Origin of the sequence: Insulibacter thermoxylanivorax, from assembly GCF_015472005.1 — a bacterium.
Lineage (GTDB): Bacteria > Bacillota > Bacilli > Paenibacillales > DA-C8 > Insulibacter > Insulibacter thermoxylanivorax.
This window is the reverse complement of sequence record NZ_BMAQ01000030.1, coordinates 28,560-43,096: the sequence shown is the minus strand read 5'-3', so window position 1 is coordinate 43,096 and position 14,537 is coordinate 28,560. Positions and strand designations below refer to the sequence as shown.

Annotated in this window: 14 protein-coding genes; 2 read left to right on the top strand and 12 right to left on the bottom strand. The window is 54.6% G+C overall.

Going from position 1 to position 14,537, the window contains the following annotated elements:
- Positions 1-25 precede the first annotated feature (25 nt).
- The 5 genes from PRECH8_RS10910 to cymR form a co-directional block, all read right to left on the bottom strand.
- Positions 26-1,099 (bottom strand): AI-2E family transporter, encoded by a 1,074-nt coding sequence (locus PRECH8_RS10910; RefSeq protein ID WP_200967133.1) that lies wholly within the window; start codon positions 1,097-1,099, stop codon positions 26-28.
- 235 nt (positions 1,100-1,334) lie between these two features.
- Positions 1,335-1,565 (bottom strand): YrzR-like zinc ribbon domain, encoded by a 231-nt coding sequence (locus tag PRECH8_RS10905; protein WP_200967132.1) that lies wholly within the window; start codon positions 1,563-1,565, stop codon positions 1,335-1,337.
- Between the two features lie 46 nt (positions 1,566-1,611).
- Positions 1,612-2,124, bottom strand: coding sequence for a PRC-barrel domain-containing protein (locus PRECH8_RS10900; RefSeq protein WP_200967131.1), 513 nt, complete (start codon positions 2,122-2,124; stop codon positions 1,612-1,614).
- Positions 2,125-2,211: 87 nt separating this feature from the next.
- Complete coding sequence (locus PRECH8_RS10895) at positions 2,212-3,381, bottom strand: cysteine desulfurase family protein (protein ID WP_200967130.1); 1,170 nt, start codon at positions 3,379-3,381, stop codon at positions 2,212-2,214.
- A 21-nt stretch (positions 3,382-3,402) separates the two neighbouring features.
- Positions 3,403-3,825, bottom strand: a complete 423-nt coding sequence (gene cymR / locus PRECH8_RS10890) for a cysteine metabolism transcriptional regulator CymR (protein ID WP_200967157.1) — start codon at positions 3,823-3,825, stop codon at positions 3,403-3,405.
- A 331-nt stretch (positions 3,826-4,156) separates the two neighbouring features.
- Between cymR and mnmA the strand changes: the two genes are divergently transcribed.
- On the top strand, positions 4,157-5,251 hold the full coding sequence (gene mnmA / locus PRECH8_RS10885) for a tRNA 2-thiouridine(34) synthase MnmA (RefSeq protein ID WP_200967129.1): 1,095 nt from the start codon (positions 4,157-4,159) through the stop codon (positions 5,249-5,251).
- A gap of 375 nt (positions 5,252-5,626) precedes the next feature.
- On the opposite strand, the gene PRECH8_RS10880 is transcribed toward mnmA, so the two are convergent.
- The 6 genes from PRECH8_RS10880 to PRECH8_RS10855 all read right to left on the bottom strand — a co-directional run bounded on the left by PRECH8_RS10880 (position 5,627) and on the right by PRECH8_RS10855 (position 11,734).
- The gene (locus tag PRECH8_RS10880) at positions 5,627-6,238 is read right to left on the bottom strand and encodes an ABC transporter ATP-binding protein (RefSeq protein ID WP_200967128.1); all 612 of its coding nucleotides are present in this window, start codon (positions 6,236-6,238) and stop codon (positions 5,627-5,629) included.
- Entirely contained in the window at positions 6,228-7,154 is a 927-nt protein-coding gene (locus PRECH8_RS10875) for an ABC transporter ATP-binding protein (protein ID WP_200967127.1), read from the bottom strand. Before PRECH8_RS10875 ends, PRECH8_RS10880 begins: the two co-directional genes overlap by 11 nt.
- Positions 7,155-7,301: 147 nt before the next feature.
- Positions 7,302-8,126: an ABC transporter permease gene (locus PRECH8_RS10870; protein ID WP_242457546.1), complete on the bottom strand. Its 825-nt coding sequence runs from the start codon at positions 8,124-8,126 to the stop codon at positions 7,302-7,304.
- Positions 8,127-8,170: 44 nt separating this feature from the next.
- Positions 8,171-9,133: an ABC transporter permease gene (locus PRECH8_RS10865; protein WP_200967156.1), complete on the bottom strand. Its 963-nt coding sequence runs from the start codon at positions 9,131-9,133 to the stop codon at positions 8,171-8,173.
- A 95-nt stretch (positions 9,134-9,228) separates the two neighbouring features.
- On the bottom strand, positions 9,229-10,833 hold the full coding sequence (locus PRECH8_RS10860; RefSeq protein ID WP_371871207.1) for an ABC transporter substrate-binding protein: 1,605 nt from the start codon (positions 10,831-10,833) through the stop codon (positions 9,229-9,231).
- Between the two features lie 163 nt (positions 10,834-10,996).
- Positions 10,997-11,734 carry a hypothetical protein gene (locus PRECH8_RS10855; protein WP_200967125.1) on the bottom strand — a complete coding sequence of 246 codons (738 nt, stop codon included), beginning with the start codon at positions 11,732-11,734 and terminating at the stop codon, positions 10,997-10,999.
- Positions 11,735-12,029: 295 nt separating this feature from the next.
- Between PRECH8_RS10855 and PRECH8_RS10850 the strand changes: the two genes are divergently transcribed.
- Positions 12,030-12,953 carry a DUF5808 domain-containing protein gene (locus PRECH8_RS10850; protein WP_242457545.1) on the top strand — a complete coding sequence of 308 codons (924 nt, stop codon included), beginning with the start codon at positions 12,030-12,032 and terminating at the stop codon, positions 12,951-12,953.
- Between the two features lie 53 nt (positions 12,954-13,006).
- On the opposite strand, the gene PRECH8_RS10845 is transcribed toward PRECH8_RS10850, so the two are convergent.
- Positions 13,007-14,317, bottom strand: coding sequence for a replication-associated recombination protein A (locus PRECH8_RS10845; RefSeq protein WP_200967123.1), 1,311 nt, complete (start codon positions 14,315-14,317; stop codon positions 13,007-13,009).
- Positions 14,318-14,537 lie beyond the last annotated feature (220 nt).

The window sequence follows — 14,537 nt, the reverse complement described above, 5'->3', positions numbered from 1 at the left end:
TTCTTCACGATTGGCTGCCGATCGACTAGATCGGCGTCTTGCGGCTCGAATAATAGCGCAGCACATGCTGCAGGATAACCTTGATCACCGCCAGGCAAGGAACGGCCAGGATCAGGCCGATGATCCCCGCAAGATATCCTCCGGCCAGAAGGGCGAAGATGATCATCAGCGGGTGGAGATGCAGGGACTTGCCGACGATCTGCGGCGAGATCACATTGCTCTCGACCAGCTGGACGATCCAATTGACGACGATCACGAGAAGAACAAGCCGCATCGACAGCGTTGCGGCCATCAGAATTGCCGGAGCAGCTCCGATGTATGGACCGATATAGGGGATGATGTTAAAAACCGCGGCTACGCTGGCGAAGAGGATCGGATAGGGAAGTCCGATGATCGAATAACCGATATAGGCGAAGACGCCGACGATCAAGCAGACAAGCAGCTGTCCGCGGATATAATTGCCCAGCGCGCGGTCGATATCGACGAACAGCTTCACAACCTGCTTGCGCCGGCCGCTCGGCACGATGGCCAGCGCGGTTTTCTCGATCAGCTGGATGTCTTTTAGCATATAGAAAGCCAGAAACGGCACCGTCAGCAGCATGAAGATCACATTGATCGTCGAATCGATCCGGCTGATGAAAGCGGAGATAGAACCGGCGATCTGGCGTTCGATCTTGCCCAGGGAATCCCTGATTCCCACGCGCACGCTTTCCGGCAGCAGATCGCTGTTGTTGAAGTTCGCGAACCAGTTCTGCGCCTTCATCGTCATTTTCGGCAGATGCTCATTTAATTCATTCAACTGCTTCATGAAGATCGGGATGAAATTCATCATGATCACGATCAGGGAAGTGATGAAAACCGCGTAGATCAAGAGAACAGCAGCGGTGCGCGGCACCTTGCGCCAGTTGAGCATATTGACGACGGGGTTGAGCACATAGGAGACGATCATGGCGATGATGAACGGTGTCAGAACCGCCGATAAGAAACGGTAGACGGCGATCAGGATCGGGTTAATCAGGATCAGCATATAGAGGATAGCCAGCCCCAGCAGAACCAGGACGGCATAAGTAAACCAGCGGTGTTTCCAGAAAGGTTCCATAGCGATCACCCCCGTAAGCCCCTTCCCGTTAGGACGAGTACCTGATCATGAGCTTGCTGCGAAGCGGCAAGCCGATTGACGCCGCTTCAGGCACAGCATCCCTGTCCTGCACATCAGCCTGCTCGTGATCATTATATGTACAACCTCTGGATATTATTGCTCCGTGATCCTCCCAGTATGATGATTCTCGCAACGAAAAATGCCGGCCCAATCCGGACCGGCATCATTCGCGATTTTAATTCGCGTGCATCTGCGTCGCTTCAAGCGATTGCAGTTCTTCTTCGAGCGGAGGCATCTCGTCCTCGAAGAACAGATCATCCAAAGAACTCAGCGTACCGTCTTCCTCCACCTGATAAACGGACATCTTATCGCCATTGATCGTCAGTTCGATAAAACATCCCCAACAATAATACTGGTGGGAACCGATCTTGCCGATATCTTTGGAGTTGCAGTTTGGACAACGCATATTCCTTCACCCTATTCTATTTGAATCAGACGTTTATTCACGCATCCTAGGATGGGACGAGCCGATCAGCATGGACGATCACCGCATCTTCGCCAAGCTGGGATTCCTCGCTGATCATGAACACTTTGCGTCCCTCCGTCAAATCCGAGATAAACCCGTCTGTTAATTCCAACCCTATAATCTGTTTATCCAGATTGTCATCGAAGTAAACATCTTCGATGAAGCCGAGCTGCTGCCCGTTCGGCGTCATCACGGCCATGCCCTGGATCTTCTTCTTGCCGGATAAGAACAAGCGGCCGTGTTCGGCAAAATCACCAAAGGTATAGATCGCTTCCTGATCCGATACCATTACTGCGTCGCTGCCGAAGGATTGAATACCCTCGCAGGCGATCGCCCGGGCTTGTCCGAACCAGAACTTAGGATCCAGCAGCAGCCCTTTTACCTTCCATGCTCCTAACAGTACATCTCGAACCTCGCCGAGCTTGCGTCCATCTCTTACGGAGATGATCGGCAGGCCGATGATATCTCTAGCTTTGAACAACGAACTCACCCTCTGCATCAACTCATAGATCCATTGTGCGCTGAAGGGCAAAGGGTTATTCAATGAATTGGTTGAATTGGTTCATTAAGTAAAGACTGGCGGATCTTATCGGCCGCGCCTCTGGGTTTGCATGACGACATCGGCAACGCGTGCAGCAGCCTCCTCGATCTCGCGGGGCGTATGACCGTAACCCAAGCTGAAGCGGATCGCGGAGCGCAGGCGTTCTTCGGGAAGTCCCATCGCTGCCAGCACATGAGAAGGTTCAAGCGAACCAGCCGAACATGCTGAACCGCTGGAGGCTGCGATGCCGGCCATATCGAGATTCATCAGCAAAGTATCCGAAGACAAACCCGGGAAACTGATATTGATGATATTGGGAAGCACCTGCTGAGGATGACCATTCACCGTGAAGTGTGAAAGGGGCAGGCGTGAGGTCAAACCTTCGATAAACCGGCGCCTTAGATCCCACATCCTCTGATGTTGTTCTTCCCATTTACTCTGGGCAAGTTCCAGCGCCTTCGCAAAGCCGACGATCCCGGCGACGTTCTCTGTGCCGGGGCGGCGGTTTTTCTCTTGGGAGCCGCCGTAGAGAAGCGGTTCGAAGCGCACGGTGCGGCGGCAATACAGCAGACCTACCCCTTTGGGACCGTTGATCTTATGAGCCGAGAAGCTCATCAGGTCCACGGGGAGTGCGCTCAGATCGATGCTGAGCACGCCAAGGGCCTGCACCGCATCGGTGTGGAAGATAATCCCTCGCTCACGGGCCGCTTCTCCGATCTCTACGATCGGCTGCAGCGTGCCCACTTCGTTGTTGCCGTAGATCACGGACGCCAGAAAGGTGTCCGGCCGAATCGCTGCCACAAAATCTTCAACACGTATCCTGCCGTATTCGTCTACGGGCAGGTAAGTCACATCGAAGCCGAGTTCTTCCAGCCTGCGGCATGTATGCAGCACAGCGTGATGTTCTACGGCACTCGTGATGATATGGCCGCGCGTTTGCCGGCCTGCATCGCTCAGGCGCTGCCAAGCTGTTCCGAGCAAAGCGGTGTTATCACTTTCCGTCCCGCCGCTGGTGAAGATGAGTTCGCGCGGATCGCAATTGAGGTGAGAAGCGATGTGATGCCTGGCGGTATCCAGGGCGATCCTGGACTTTCGCCCGAAGGCGTGAAGACTGGAAGGGTTGCCATATGCGTCTGTGAGATAAGGCATCATCGCCTCCCGTACTTCCGGACGCAGCGGAGTCGTGGCAGCGTGATCCATATAGATGTGTTTCATACGTGACACCTGCTTAAGTGACTAGATGTAGAACATGTACCCTTCATTCGGGCCGCCGTCACCTTCGTATTCGATCAGGTTCTTGAGCGTCGTGCTGTCCAAAACGAACGCGATGCTGTCGCGGATGCGCATCCAGAGATCTCGCTTAGCCGGATCTTCCTCTTCGGTGAAGTCAACCGGACTGATCGGTCCTTCTAACACACGGATGACATCGCCTGCTGTGATGCTCTCTGGAGGCTTGGACAGGATGTATCCGCCATACGCACCGCGGATGCTCTTCACATAACCCGCGTTGCGCAGGGGAGCGACCAACTGCTCAAGATAATGCTCAGAGAGCTGATGTTTCTCTGCGATGCTCTTCAGCGACGTTGGACCTTCTCCATAATTCGCCGCCAACTCCATCATGATCGTCAGTCCATAACGGCCTTTCGTTGAAATTTTCAAGATAAGCACCTACTTAATCTCATGATCTCTGTTATTTAAGGGTTGCACCTATAGTATCTTAACATTAGTATGTTAACATATTGAATTAACTTTTGTTAGCATAAAGATGACATCTTTATGAAAAAACGTGCAAACCTTCTAGAATCGAGATAGTCGGATTTTTCTTGTTGTGCGAAAAATGTTATGATACAGTATGGCCAAGTCTCCTTGTATCCTAGTCAACCTTCTCACGCGAACCCTTCGCTGCACGGTCATAATCCGGATATGCGAGGGGATGAACATACAAGCACCATGCGATACACAGACTAAACATTAGGAGGTGCTTCGACCTATGAGCACTCAAGCACGTGTTGTCATCGGCATGTCGGGCGGCGTAGACTCGTCCGTGGCTGCTCTCCTGCTGAAACAGCAAGGCTATGAAGTAATCGGCATCTTCATGAAGAATTGGGATGATACCGACGAATTCGGCCACTGCACCGCCGATCAAGATGCTGAAGACGTCAGACGGGTCTGCGCGCAGATCGGCATCCCGTTCTATACCGTGAACTTCGAACAGGAATATTCGGAGAAAGTCTTCGAATACTTCCTGGATGAATACCGCAAAGGCAGAACGCCGAATCCGGACGTCATGTGCAACCGCGAGATCAAGTTCGGCGAATTCCTGCACAAGGCCCTCGAATTAGGCGCCGATTATCTGGCCACCGGACATTACGCCCGCGTCGAGCAGATCGACGGCACCTACCGCTTGCTGCGCAGCGCGGACAGCAACAAGGATCAAACCTATTTCCTGAACCAGCTCAGCCAAGAGCAGCTGTCCAAAGCGATGTTCCCGATCGGCGGGTTGACGAAGCCGGAGGTGCGCAAGATCGCGATGGAGGCCGGTCTGGCCACCGCCGGCAAGAAGGACAGCACAGGAATCTGCTTCATCGGCGAGCGCAATTTCAAGGAATTCCTCAGCCAGTACTTGCCCGCTCAGCCGGGTGAAATCCGCACCTTGGACGGCGAACTGAAAGGGCGCCATGACGGCCTCATGTATTATACACTTGGACAACGCCAAGGGCTTGGCATCGGCGGTTCGGGAACCGGCGAGCCGTGGTTCGTCGCAGACAAGGATCTTGAGAACAACATCCTGTATGTTGTGCAAGGCGCCAACCATCCCGCGCTGTTCTCCTATGGGCTGATCGCCCAAGACGTGAACTGGATCAGCGGCAGCGAACCCGAAGGAACGATCACCTGCACGGCGAAGTTCCGCTACCGCCAGCCGGATCAAGAAGTCCAAGTCGAGAAGCTGGAGGATGGTTCCTACCGCGTCCGCTTCGCAGAGCCGCAGAAAGCGATCACCCCGGGACAAGCCGTCGTATTCTACGATGGCGAAGAGTGCCTGGGCGGCGGCACGATCGATCAGGTGATTAAGCAGCCGATTTGATGGTGCGGCCGATTGACGGCATAGGTTCATCCAGATCCCGAGAAGCAGCCCGCACACGTGCTGCTGGTAGAGCAGTTCATCTATATTTATACGTTGCATACGGTCATAGGTTTCACCACGATGAGATCTTATGCAGCTAATCCCTTTAGAGAAAAATCCACCGCAGTCCATCGAAGAACAGCTCCTTAAGATCATCCTGCTTGATCAGTTTTATAAGGGAGCCGTTCGAATGATGTGCGGTGGATTTTATGTGTCTGCTCGATTTATTGTGCCTGCTCCATCTCCTCGCACGGTTCACATCCGCATCGTATCTCCTACAGATCTTCATCTCGATGAACAAGACGAGGCTTCGTTCATAGCTGTCCACTATGCCTATCAGCTGCTGCCCCGCTGCGGCCACTCGATGATGCGAGTGCAGATCCGCTCCAGAAGCCGGCGGTCATGGCTGATCGCCAGGATGCCGATGCGGCGCTTCTCCGCCTCATGCAGGATCCCCTGCCACACCTGAGCTTGCAAGATCGCATCGAGCATCGCAGTGATCTCATCTGCGATCAAGAAGCGCGTGCCGGGAGCGAGGGCGCGTGCGATGCAGATGCGCTGCAGCTCACCGCCGGACAATTCATGCGGCCTCCTGTCCAGCCAAGCTGGGGATATGCCAAGGGCTTCGTTCAACGCCTCATCCAGCGGCCCGCTCTCCTGCAGGATTCGGCTGACCGTCCAGCGGGGATTCACCGCCTGTTCAGGATGCTGGAAGACCATCTGCACCGGATGATACCCTGTCTGCGGCAAGGGATCGCCGTCAAGGGTTACCGTACCGGCAAGCGGCCTGATATAGCCGGCTAAGATGCGTCCGAGGGTCGTCTTGCCGCTGCCGCTCGGACCGATCAAGCCGACGACCTCACCGGCGCTTATGGAGATGTCGTATTCCCGGAACAGCCAGCTTTCCCGGCCGTATCGCCAGCCTAAGCCTCGTCCCTCAAGTCGCATGGAAGCATCTCACCCATCCGCCCCGAAGTTCACGGCGATTCGGCCTTGCCGCCGCACATTCTTCCGTCGCCATGGGACACCGCGGTGCGAAGTGACAGCCCTGTGGACGCTCATGGGGCAGGGGCTGTACGCCCGGCAGCGTCTGGAAACCGTTCTGCGGCAAAGCCTGCCACAGCGCGCGGCTGTATGGATGGCGCAGCGCTTCACCCCCGCCGGCAAAATCAGAAGCACGAGCGGCTTCCACAGAGGTGCCGGCATAGAAGACGACGATGCGATCGGCGACGGTTAGAGCCGCTGCGATATCATGGGTGATCAGCAGCACGCCGCTTCCTTCGTCAGCGAGTTCACGCAGATGGTTCAGCGCTTCCTGCACCCCTTCCTGCGGCAAACCGGGGGTTGGCTCATCGGCGATGATCAGCTGCGCCTCACTGATCGTCGCCGCCGCGAGCAGCACCCGTCTCGCCATACCGCCGGAAAGCTCGAAGGGATAGAGCCGCTCTGTTTCCTGCGACAGACCATAGCGGGCAAAGGCTTGCCGCTGCTTCACCCGCTGCTTCTCCTTGTCCAGGTGCACACCGCGTACTTGGCGGCCTACGCGCATCGTCGGATTCAGATAGGACACCGATTGCGGCACCAGAACGATCTCCCGTCCGCGCAATTCCTCCTGCCGCTGCAAGGTGAGCGGCTCTCCTTTGTATAAGAGCTCGCCCTCGAGCTTCGCCTCTTCCGGCAAGATCCCTAAGACGGCGTGGGCAAGCAGGCTCTTCCCTGATCCGCTCGCTCCGACCACCGCCGTGATTCCGGCCGCCTCGACCTGCAGATCCAGCCCGTCGAGCACCTTCACCTCTTGCCGCCGGAATCCGCGCATCGATCGGGTCAGCGTAAGCTCTAGACCGCGCACTTCCAAGATCGCCATCCTCTGAACTCCTCTCGTAGATCGTAGATTCTGACTGCAGTTCATAATTTCTATTTTATGGAATATAGCGTTAATAATTCTGAATCATAGTTTCTTGATTATAGATTCTAAATTATAGATTCTGAATCTCATAGATACTTATGCGCATCATCTTCTCCATACACGATCCGGATCAAACCATTGCCGCAACTTCTCTCCAGCGATGCTGAACAGCCGAACGACGATGACTAGAGCAGCGCCGGGGAAGATCGCCAGCCACCAGGAACCCGTCGACAGGTACTGCATCGACTCATTGAGGATGATGCCGATCGCCGGCTGATGGGGGGACAACCCCAGCCCCAGGAAGGTGATCGAGGCCTCATGCAGGATGGCGTGCGGGAACATCAGCACGAAGCCGATCATGATCTGCGGCATCAGATGAGGAAGGATATGATGGACTGCGATCCAGCGGCGTGAACGGCCCAGCTTGCGGGAGATCTGCACGAACTCCGCCGACTTGAGCTGCCAAGCCTCCGCACGGATGACTCGAGCGAGACTGGGCCAATGAGTGAGGGCGATGCCCAGCACGACACCCTTAAGTCCCCCGCCGCTGATATAAGCGATGAGGATGAGGGTGACAAGATGCGGCACACTTAAGAAAAAATCGATCAACCAAGTGATCATCCGATCCAAGAACCGGCCCCTCAGCGCTGCCAGCATGCCCATCACCGCTGCGATCAGAGTGCTTGCCGCCGCGGCGATGACCCCCGCCTGAATGCTGATGGCCAGGCCCTTCACCGTCCGCAGGAACATATCCCTGCCCAGCCAATCCGTACCGAACCAATGGTCAAGCGAAGGAGCCTGATGGCGCAGCTCAGGCCGGGTTGCCAGCCGGCTGTCATCGATCATATAGCCGGCCAACACAACGATAGACAGAACAAAGGCCGTTAAGAGGAGTACAGCTATCGCCCGCTGCCTTCCGGTCCGGAACATATGCCTCGGAAGTCTATGCCGCCTAAGCGGATGCCGATAATGCCTCATCCCGCTCCTTCCCCCCTTCGCATCCGGGGATCGATGAACCGGTACAAGAGGTCAGCGATCATGTTGCCGCAGGCAACGAAGACCGCGCTGCACAGCACAATGCCGACAAGCAACGGTATATCGCCGCGCAGCCCCGATTGAACCGCGGCTTGTCCCAGGCCGGGATAGGAGAAGACCTGCTCGGCCAGCACCGCGCCTCCGAACAATTCACCGAAGGAGGTGAACTGCAGCGTAACGGCGGGCAGGGCGATATTGCGCAGACCGTGTCTCAGCACAAGCGAGAAGCCCTTCTCACCGCGGGCTCGCGCATAGGTGATATAGTCGCTGGCGAACACATCAAGCAGCTTCTCCCTCGTATGCATAGCGATCGGAGCGAGACCGATTAAGCTGAGGGTAAGTGCAGGCAGGATCATATGATGGATCCGGTCGAGCAGCGACACTTCCGCGGCCAGCCGGCCGGCCGGCACGCTGAGACCGATTGGGAACCAGCCGAGCCAGACGGCGAAGACCACAAGCAGCAGGAGCCCGATCCAGAAGGTCGGCGTGGAAGCGATCGTGTAACAGTACCAAGTGATCAGGCGATCCGGCCAGCGGTTATGATACAATGCCGCCAGGATGCCGAGCAGGAAACCGAACACTCCTGTAAGCAGCCAAGCCGCTGCCATCAAGGCCAAGGAATGCGTGAATTTCTCAGCGATCACCTCCGCCGCCGGCGCCCGGTAGATCATGGAGGTTCCCAGATCGCCGTGCAGGACCGCAGAGAGCCAGCGGATGTAACGCTCTGCCGGCGGATCGTTCAGCCCCCAATATTCGGCGATCGCCTGCCGCTGTTCGGGTCCGACCCGCATCACATCAGCGCCTATGTAAGCCTGTACCGGATCGATCGGCGACAGACTGACCAGCCAGAACACAGCGATGCTGAGCACCAATAGTAACAGAATCAAACGTATAAGCTTCATGCCGAGCCATCTGCTTAAGCTGTACAAGTGTCTCTTCAATGCAACACCTCTCCGTTCCAATCCCGTGCCTGTTCTGACCGATTAACCGATGCATCCTATTCCGCCCAGCGCCAGGAGGCGATATTGTCCGTGATCGGCCAGCCGTGGCCGTGAGGATGGATCCCCTGCCGGCCAATATCCAGCTTCTCATGAACGAGGTAGACATGATCGATATTCACCAGCCATGCCCAAGCCGCATCCCCATGGAAGCTGACGCCCGTCTCGCCGTCCCACTGCGCCTGCCGCCAATATTCATGCGCTTCTTCCTCGCTCACTGCACGAAGCGCCTGCTCCATATAACGATCCACGGTCTCATTGCTGTAATAACCTGGGTTAAAATAGTCCACCCCTTGGTAACGGCTGCTGTACACATAATACATCTCGATGGGATCATGACTTCCCCAGCCGAACATCACGGCGTCGGCATGCATCCGCTTCTTCAATTCATCCCAGCTCTTGCCCTCGACGATGATCTCGATCCCCGCCGGTTTGACCATGTCCGCAACCGTAAGCGCCAGCGATTGTCTCGTTCGATCATTAGATGGATACAGCAGGGTGAAGGAGGCCCGTACGCCTTCCCGCTCCGCGATGCCGTCTCCGTCCTCGTCGATCCAGCCGGCTTCTGCCAAGATCCGCTTCGCTTCCTCGATATCGCCGTCGGGGAATACCGTCTCCGGATTCCACCACGGCAGCTGATCATTGATCGTATAGGCAGGGGTGCCGTAACCTTCCAAGATCCCGTCCACCAAGGCCTCGCGGTCGATGGCGACACTTACTGCGCGGCGAATCGCCAGATCGCTGGTAACATCATTGCCGATGGGGTATCCTTCTTCCGTAACCCTCCCTGAGGGCACATATGGGAACATAATCCCCCGGTTATCCACCGTCTGAATATCGACGATCTTCATCCCTGGAACCGAGGTTCTTGTATAAACCGGCGGAATCGCCGCGATATCCACTTCTCCTGCCCGTGCCGCTGCCAAAGCCGCATCTTCCTGCAAGAACAAGAAGGTAAGTCTGCGGAAGAAAGGCTTCTCCCCGTAGTATTCGGGATTCACTTCCACGATGAGCTGCTGACCGCGGTCCCACTGCACAAGCTGATACGGTCCGGAGCCAATCGGCTGGCCGGCGTAATTCGGCCCGTAAGCATGCTTGGGTACAATGCCCAATGAGATCAGCAGCGTGATGAAGGTAGACTGGGGCTCATGGAGTTCGAATTCAACTTCATACGAACCTTTCGCGCGGACTTGCTTAAGATTGCTCAGATCGATCGTCGATCCATTCGTTGCTGCCGTCTCGAAGGTGAAGACAACGTCCTCTGCAGTGACGGGCCGGCCGTCGGAGAACTTCGCATCCTCCCGTAAGCGCACCGTCCACAATCTGCCGTCATCGCTCAGCGAATAATCAGCGGCCAGATCATAGGTAATCCTCATCTCATGGTCCCGCTTAAGAAGTGTACTCTGAAAGAGCGGAGAGCCGTAGCGCCCCCAACCGAGCGTTGGGTCAAATCCCCCCTCCGGTTCCGTGCCGATCGCCAAGATCAACTCATCCTCCGCCCGCCCCCTTTCCCGTTCCGCCTCGCCCGGGTGCGACGCGCAGCCTGACAGCAGGACGAAGGTGAACAAGATCAAGGCAATGCTGATGTGAATGAGCTTTTTCAAGTCTAGTGCCCCCTTAATACTCTTTGCTTCTTCAGAAGAAGATCCCTAGTCATTGTAACTGTTTCGAAACCGAGTATAAACATGTAAATTCGAAAATTGACATAAAAAATCCGGCCGAAACCGGATCATCATGACGGGATCTTAGCCGAAGGCGAATCATCATTCATTTTGCTTCTCGCTTGGCATCCGACTCCTGATCATCTGACTCCTCAGACGATACTTCTTCCATGGAAACATTCTGCTGGACGATTTTGCAGAATTGCAGCATCTCCTGGGTGATGATTTTCTTCTTGGACTTGCGGCGGATGCGCAGATTTTTATTTAATTTGTACCCGTATACGATATCATTATCAATCTCACAGATATAGTAGTAATCCTGCCAGATATGTTGATGAATGCGTACGATATCCCCTGCGGCAAGATCTTTGGCCGTCAGCGCCTGAGACGAACTATAGATCAAGTCCGTCTGCTCTTCCTCAGCGCTCCCTTGATGATCAATGGTTGCTGCCAGCTCCTTAAGCAGAGAAGCGTATTCGTTCAGCAGAACCCCCGTTTGATAGTACAGCTCGCGCATCCTGGATTCGCTCGTCCGAAGTCTGTAGAGCAGGGATCGCAATGCTTGGGTCTGCTCAGCTTGTCTCTGTTGAGCCTGGTCGGAAGCACGCGGCTTCCTGCCGGCGGAATCACCGGATTTCTTCACGGACAGCAACGGATTCTCCTGGGACCAGTCGAGGTTTTTCAGTTCTTTTTGCCAATAGTTCATGCAGGTTGATCTGGGAGCTTGAAGGATTTCTGCAGCCCGATCGACTGCGTCGTTTAATTTGACGTGCATATCAAGTTGATTCTTGATCAGCATGCCCAATTGCAGTTTGGTTTGCTCATCCCATTTCTTGCGCAACAACCGTCACCCGCTTCCTATTAAACTATGGATTTGAATTTCAATTGAATAACATTATACCATTCTTTCCCTTTAATAGGAATGGGTTTGGGCGCTAACTGCGGTCGCTGTTCAGAAGACCATATTTTTGAAAATTGTACGAAACGGAATCAACTGTCTTTCGTTATATAATAGCAAGCAAAATATCACATGATAGCAATAAAGCATTGCAGGCCTTGGGACGCCTATCCTTGGGACGCCCATTGTGATTCGGGTATATTGGTTATTCGGGTATCTATGAAAGAAGGGGGAGATCATCTTGACGTGGGTCTTACTTTTTAGTGCGGTTATCTTCTATGTCATCTTCTTGGCTGTGTATCTGTCGCAATCGCGATATAAAGACGGGCAGTTATTAGGCATCCTGCTGCCTGCCCATGCAGCCGATATTGAGCCGGTGAGACAAATCCGGGAACGCTATCGCAAACAGCTTCTTGTGATCAGTACGGTGATGGCACTGATCCTGGTCTGGCCTCTCCTCTTGCTGCAGAAGTGGATGGCTTTTCAGACGGTCTATTTTCTGCTGTGGATGAGCACCTTTATCTTGGTCGTCACCGCTTCGTTTCGCCGCTCATTCCGTGAACTGCTCGATCTGAAGCGAAGGCAAGAATGGTATGTAAACCTCGGTCCCGATGGACCGAAAGACGGCGATGATTATTGGGGGAACGGTTTCACCTATCATAATCCTAAGGATCCTAGAGTATTCGTAGACAAGCGAATCGGCACAGGCATGACGCTGAACACCGGAACCGCGGCAGGGAAGATGATCATGGGAGGAACCGCTGTGCTGATTCTCGGGATCATCGTCGGCGTATCCTTTATGTTGATTCGTTCCGAATTAACGTCGCCGGTAATGAACATTACGGAAGAGCAGGTGGAGATTCATTACCCGATGTATAACTATGCCTTTGCGATAGATGAGATCGAAGATCTCTCTTTAGTCGAAGAAATACCTTCCGGCCTCAGGTTGAATGGTGAAGCGACGGATCGTTATGCGCGCGGAATCTTTCGTTTGAGGGAACTTGGCAAAGCCAGGCTGTATATCTTCAAAGCACATCCGCCCTATCTGCAGATTAAACTGCCGGATCTCTATATTTATTACAATGATGAGAATCCACAGCAGACCGAACGATGGTACAACATCTTACAGCAAAAATTCTTAGAAAATCAGCGCGATTCCTCATGAGGAACCGCGCTGACAAAAGCTTAGATCATCCTTCCGACCGCTTATCATTCAGATCAGCGCGAACGCCGCCGATTCTGCTGATTCAAACGAATCTTCGCTTCGCTGCCCAGTTCTCCTGCTTCGTAGAACACCTCATGCTTGATCGGGTCAGGCAGGTATTGTTGTTCCACATAGTGGCCCGGGTAATCATGCGGATACTTATAGCCGACATGACCGAGCTGCTCCGCTCCCTTATAATGGGCATCCCGCAGATGCAAGGGCACCTCCGCCGAGCGGATGCGTTCGATCGTCTCGGAGATCTTGCTGAGCGCCTTGGTGATCGAGTTCGATTTTGGACTTTCAACGGCGAAGAGTATTGCCTGGGCAATATTGTACTTCGCCTCCGGCCAGCCAATCCGATGATAGGCCTCCATCGCGCTCACCGCTTGCACCATTGCCTGCGGATTCGCAAGGCCGATATCCTCGCTGCAGGCAACGATGAGCCTGCGGATGAACACCATCGGATCCATGCCCAGTTTCTCCACGGCATAGATGAACCAGAACAGCGCCGCATCGCTGGAACCGCGGACGCTCTTATGAAATGCTGACAGCACGTCATATTGCGTCGATTCATCCGCCCGCACCAAGGGCCTCCGAATCGATTCCTCAGCGATCCCAAGGGTGATATGAATCGTGCCGTCCGACCGCGGCGGCGTAGTCATCGCTGCCAGTTCCAATGCCGTCAGCGCCCGGCGAATATCCCCGTTCGCAGTACGAGCGATATGCATCAGCGCTTCTTCATCACATTGGATCGGCAGCATCCCCAGCCCCTTCTGCTCATCAGCCAGCGCTCGCCGCAAGGCGATCAAGGCGTGTTCATAATTGAGCGGATACAGCTGGAACAGCGTCGAACGGGAAAGCAGCGCACCATTCACATAGTGAAAGGGATTCTCCGTCGTGGCACCGATGAGGATGATGTCCCCCTTCTCCACCGCCGGCAGCAGCGCATCTTGACGCGAGGTGTTGAAACGGTGTACCTCATCGAGGAACAGGATCGTCTTGCGCCCGTACATCGAGCGGTTCATCTTCGCCTGGTCGATCACATGGCGCACATCTTTGACCGAGGCATCGACGGCATTCAATTGGACGAACTCCGCCTTCGTCTGCTTGGAGATGATATGCGCCAGCGTCGTCTTGCCGCATCCCGGCGGTCCATACAGGATGATGGAGCTCAATTGATCCGCCTCGATCGCACGCCTCAGCAGTTTCCCTTCTCCGACGATATGCTCTTGTCCGATATATTCATCCAGCGTCTCCGGCCGCATACGGTCGGCAAGCAGCTTACCCGCAGGCGACTGTTCCGCTTGATAAGTAAATAAATCCATCTTTATCCGGCTCCTCATATGACCTGATCTTCATGGGTTTCTTCATGAATCCATTGTAACATATGATGCTGTTCGTGAGAACGAATGTTCTGTCTCTCTCTTCACAGGTCGCAGTGTTTACATTTTTTGTCATCATTCCCCGTATACCACAAAAAGCCGCTCCACAGGATGGCAAGCCAGGGTTCATATGGGAACCCGGTCACAAGATCAGCTGTGAAGC

Coding starts and splice junctions, on each gene's coding strand:
- PRECH8_RS10865 (WP_200967156.1), bottom strand. CDS start 9,133: ATGAAGCTTATACGTTTGATTCTGTTACTATTGGTGCTCAGCATCGCT.
- mnmA (WP_200967129.1), top strand. CDS start 4,157: ATGAGCACTCAAGCACGTGTTGTCATCGGCATGTCGGGCGGCGTAGAC.
- PRECH8_RS10880 (WP_200967128.1), bottom strand. CDS start 6,238: ATGCGACTTGAGGGACGAGGCTTAGGCTGGCGATACGGCCGGGAAAGC.
- PRECH8_RS10845 (WP_200967123.1), bottom strand. CDS start 14,317: ATGGATTTATTTACTTATCAAGCGGAACAGTCGCCTGCGGGTAAGCTG.
- PRECH8_RS10900 (WP_200967131.1), bottom strand. CDS start 2,124: ATGCAGAGGGTGAGTTCGTTGTTCAAAGCTAGAGATATCATCGGCCTG.
- PRECH8_RS10910 (WP_200967133.1), bottom strand. CDS start 1,099: ATGGAACCTTTCTGGAAACACCGCTGGTTTACTTATGCCGTCCTGGTT.
- PRECH8_RS10875 (WP_200967127.1), bottom strand. CDS start 7,154: ATGGCGATCTTGGAAGTGCGCGGTCTAGAGCTTACGCTGACCCGATCG.
- PRECH8_RS10870 (WP_242457546.1), bottom strand. CDS start 8,126: ATGTTCCGGACCGGAAGGCAGCGGGCGATAGCTGTACTCCTCTTAACG.
- PRECH8_RS10905 (WP_200967132.1), bottom strand. CDS start 1,565: ATGCGTTGTCCAAACTGCAACTCCAAAGATATCGGCAAGATCGGTTCC.
- PRECH8_RS10895 (WP_200967130.1), bottom strand. CDS start 3,381: ATGAAACACATCTATATGGATCACGCTGCCACGACTCCGCTGCGTCCG.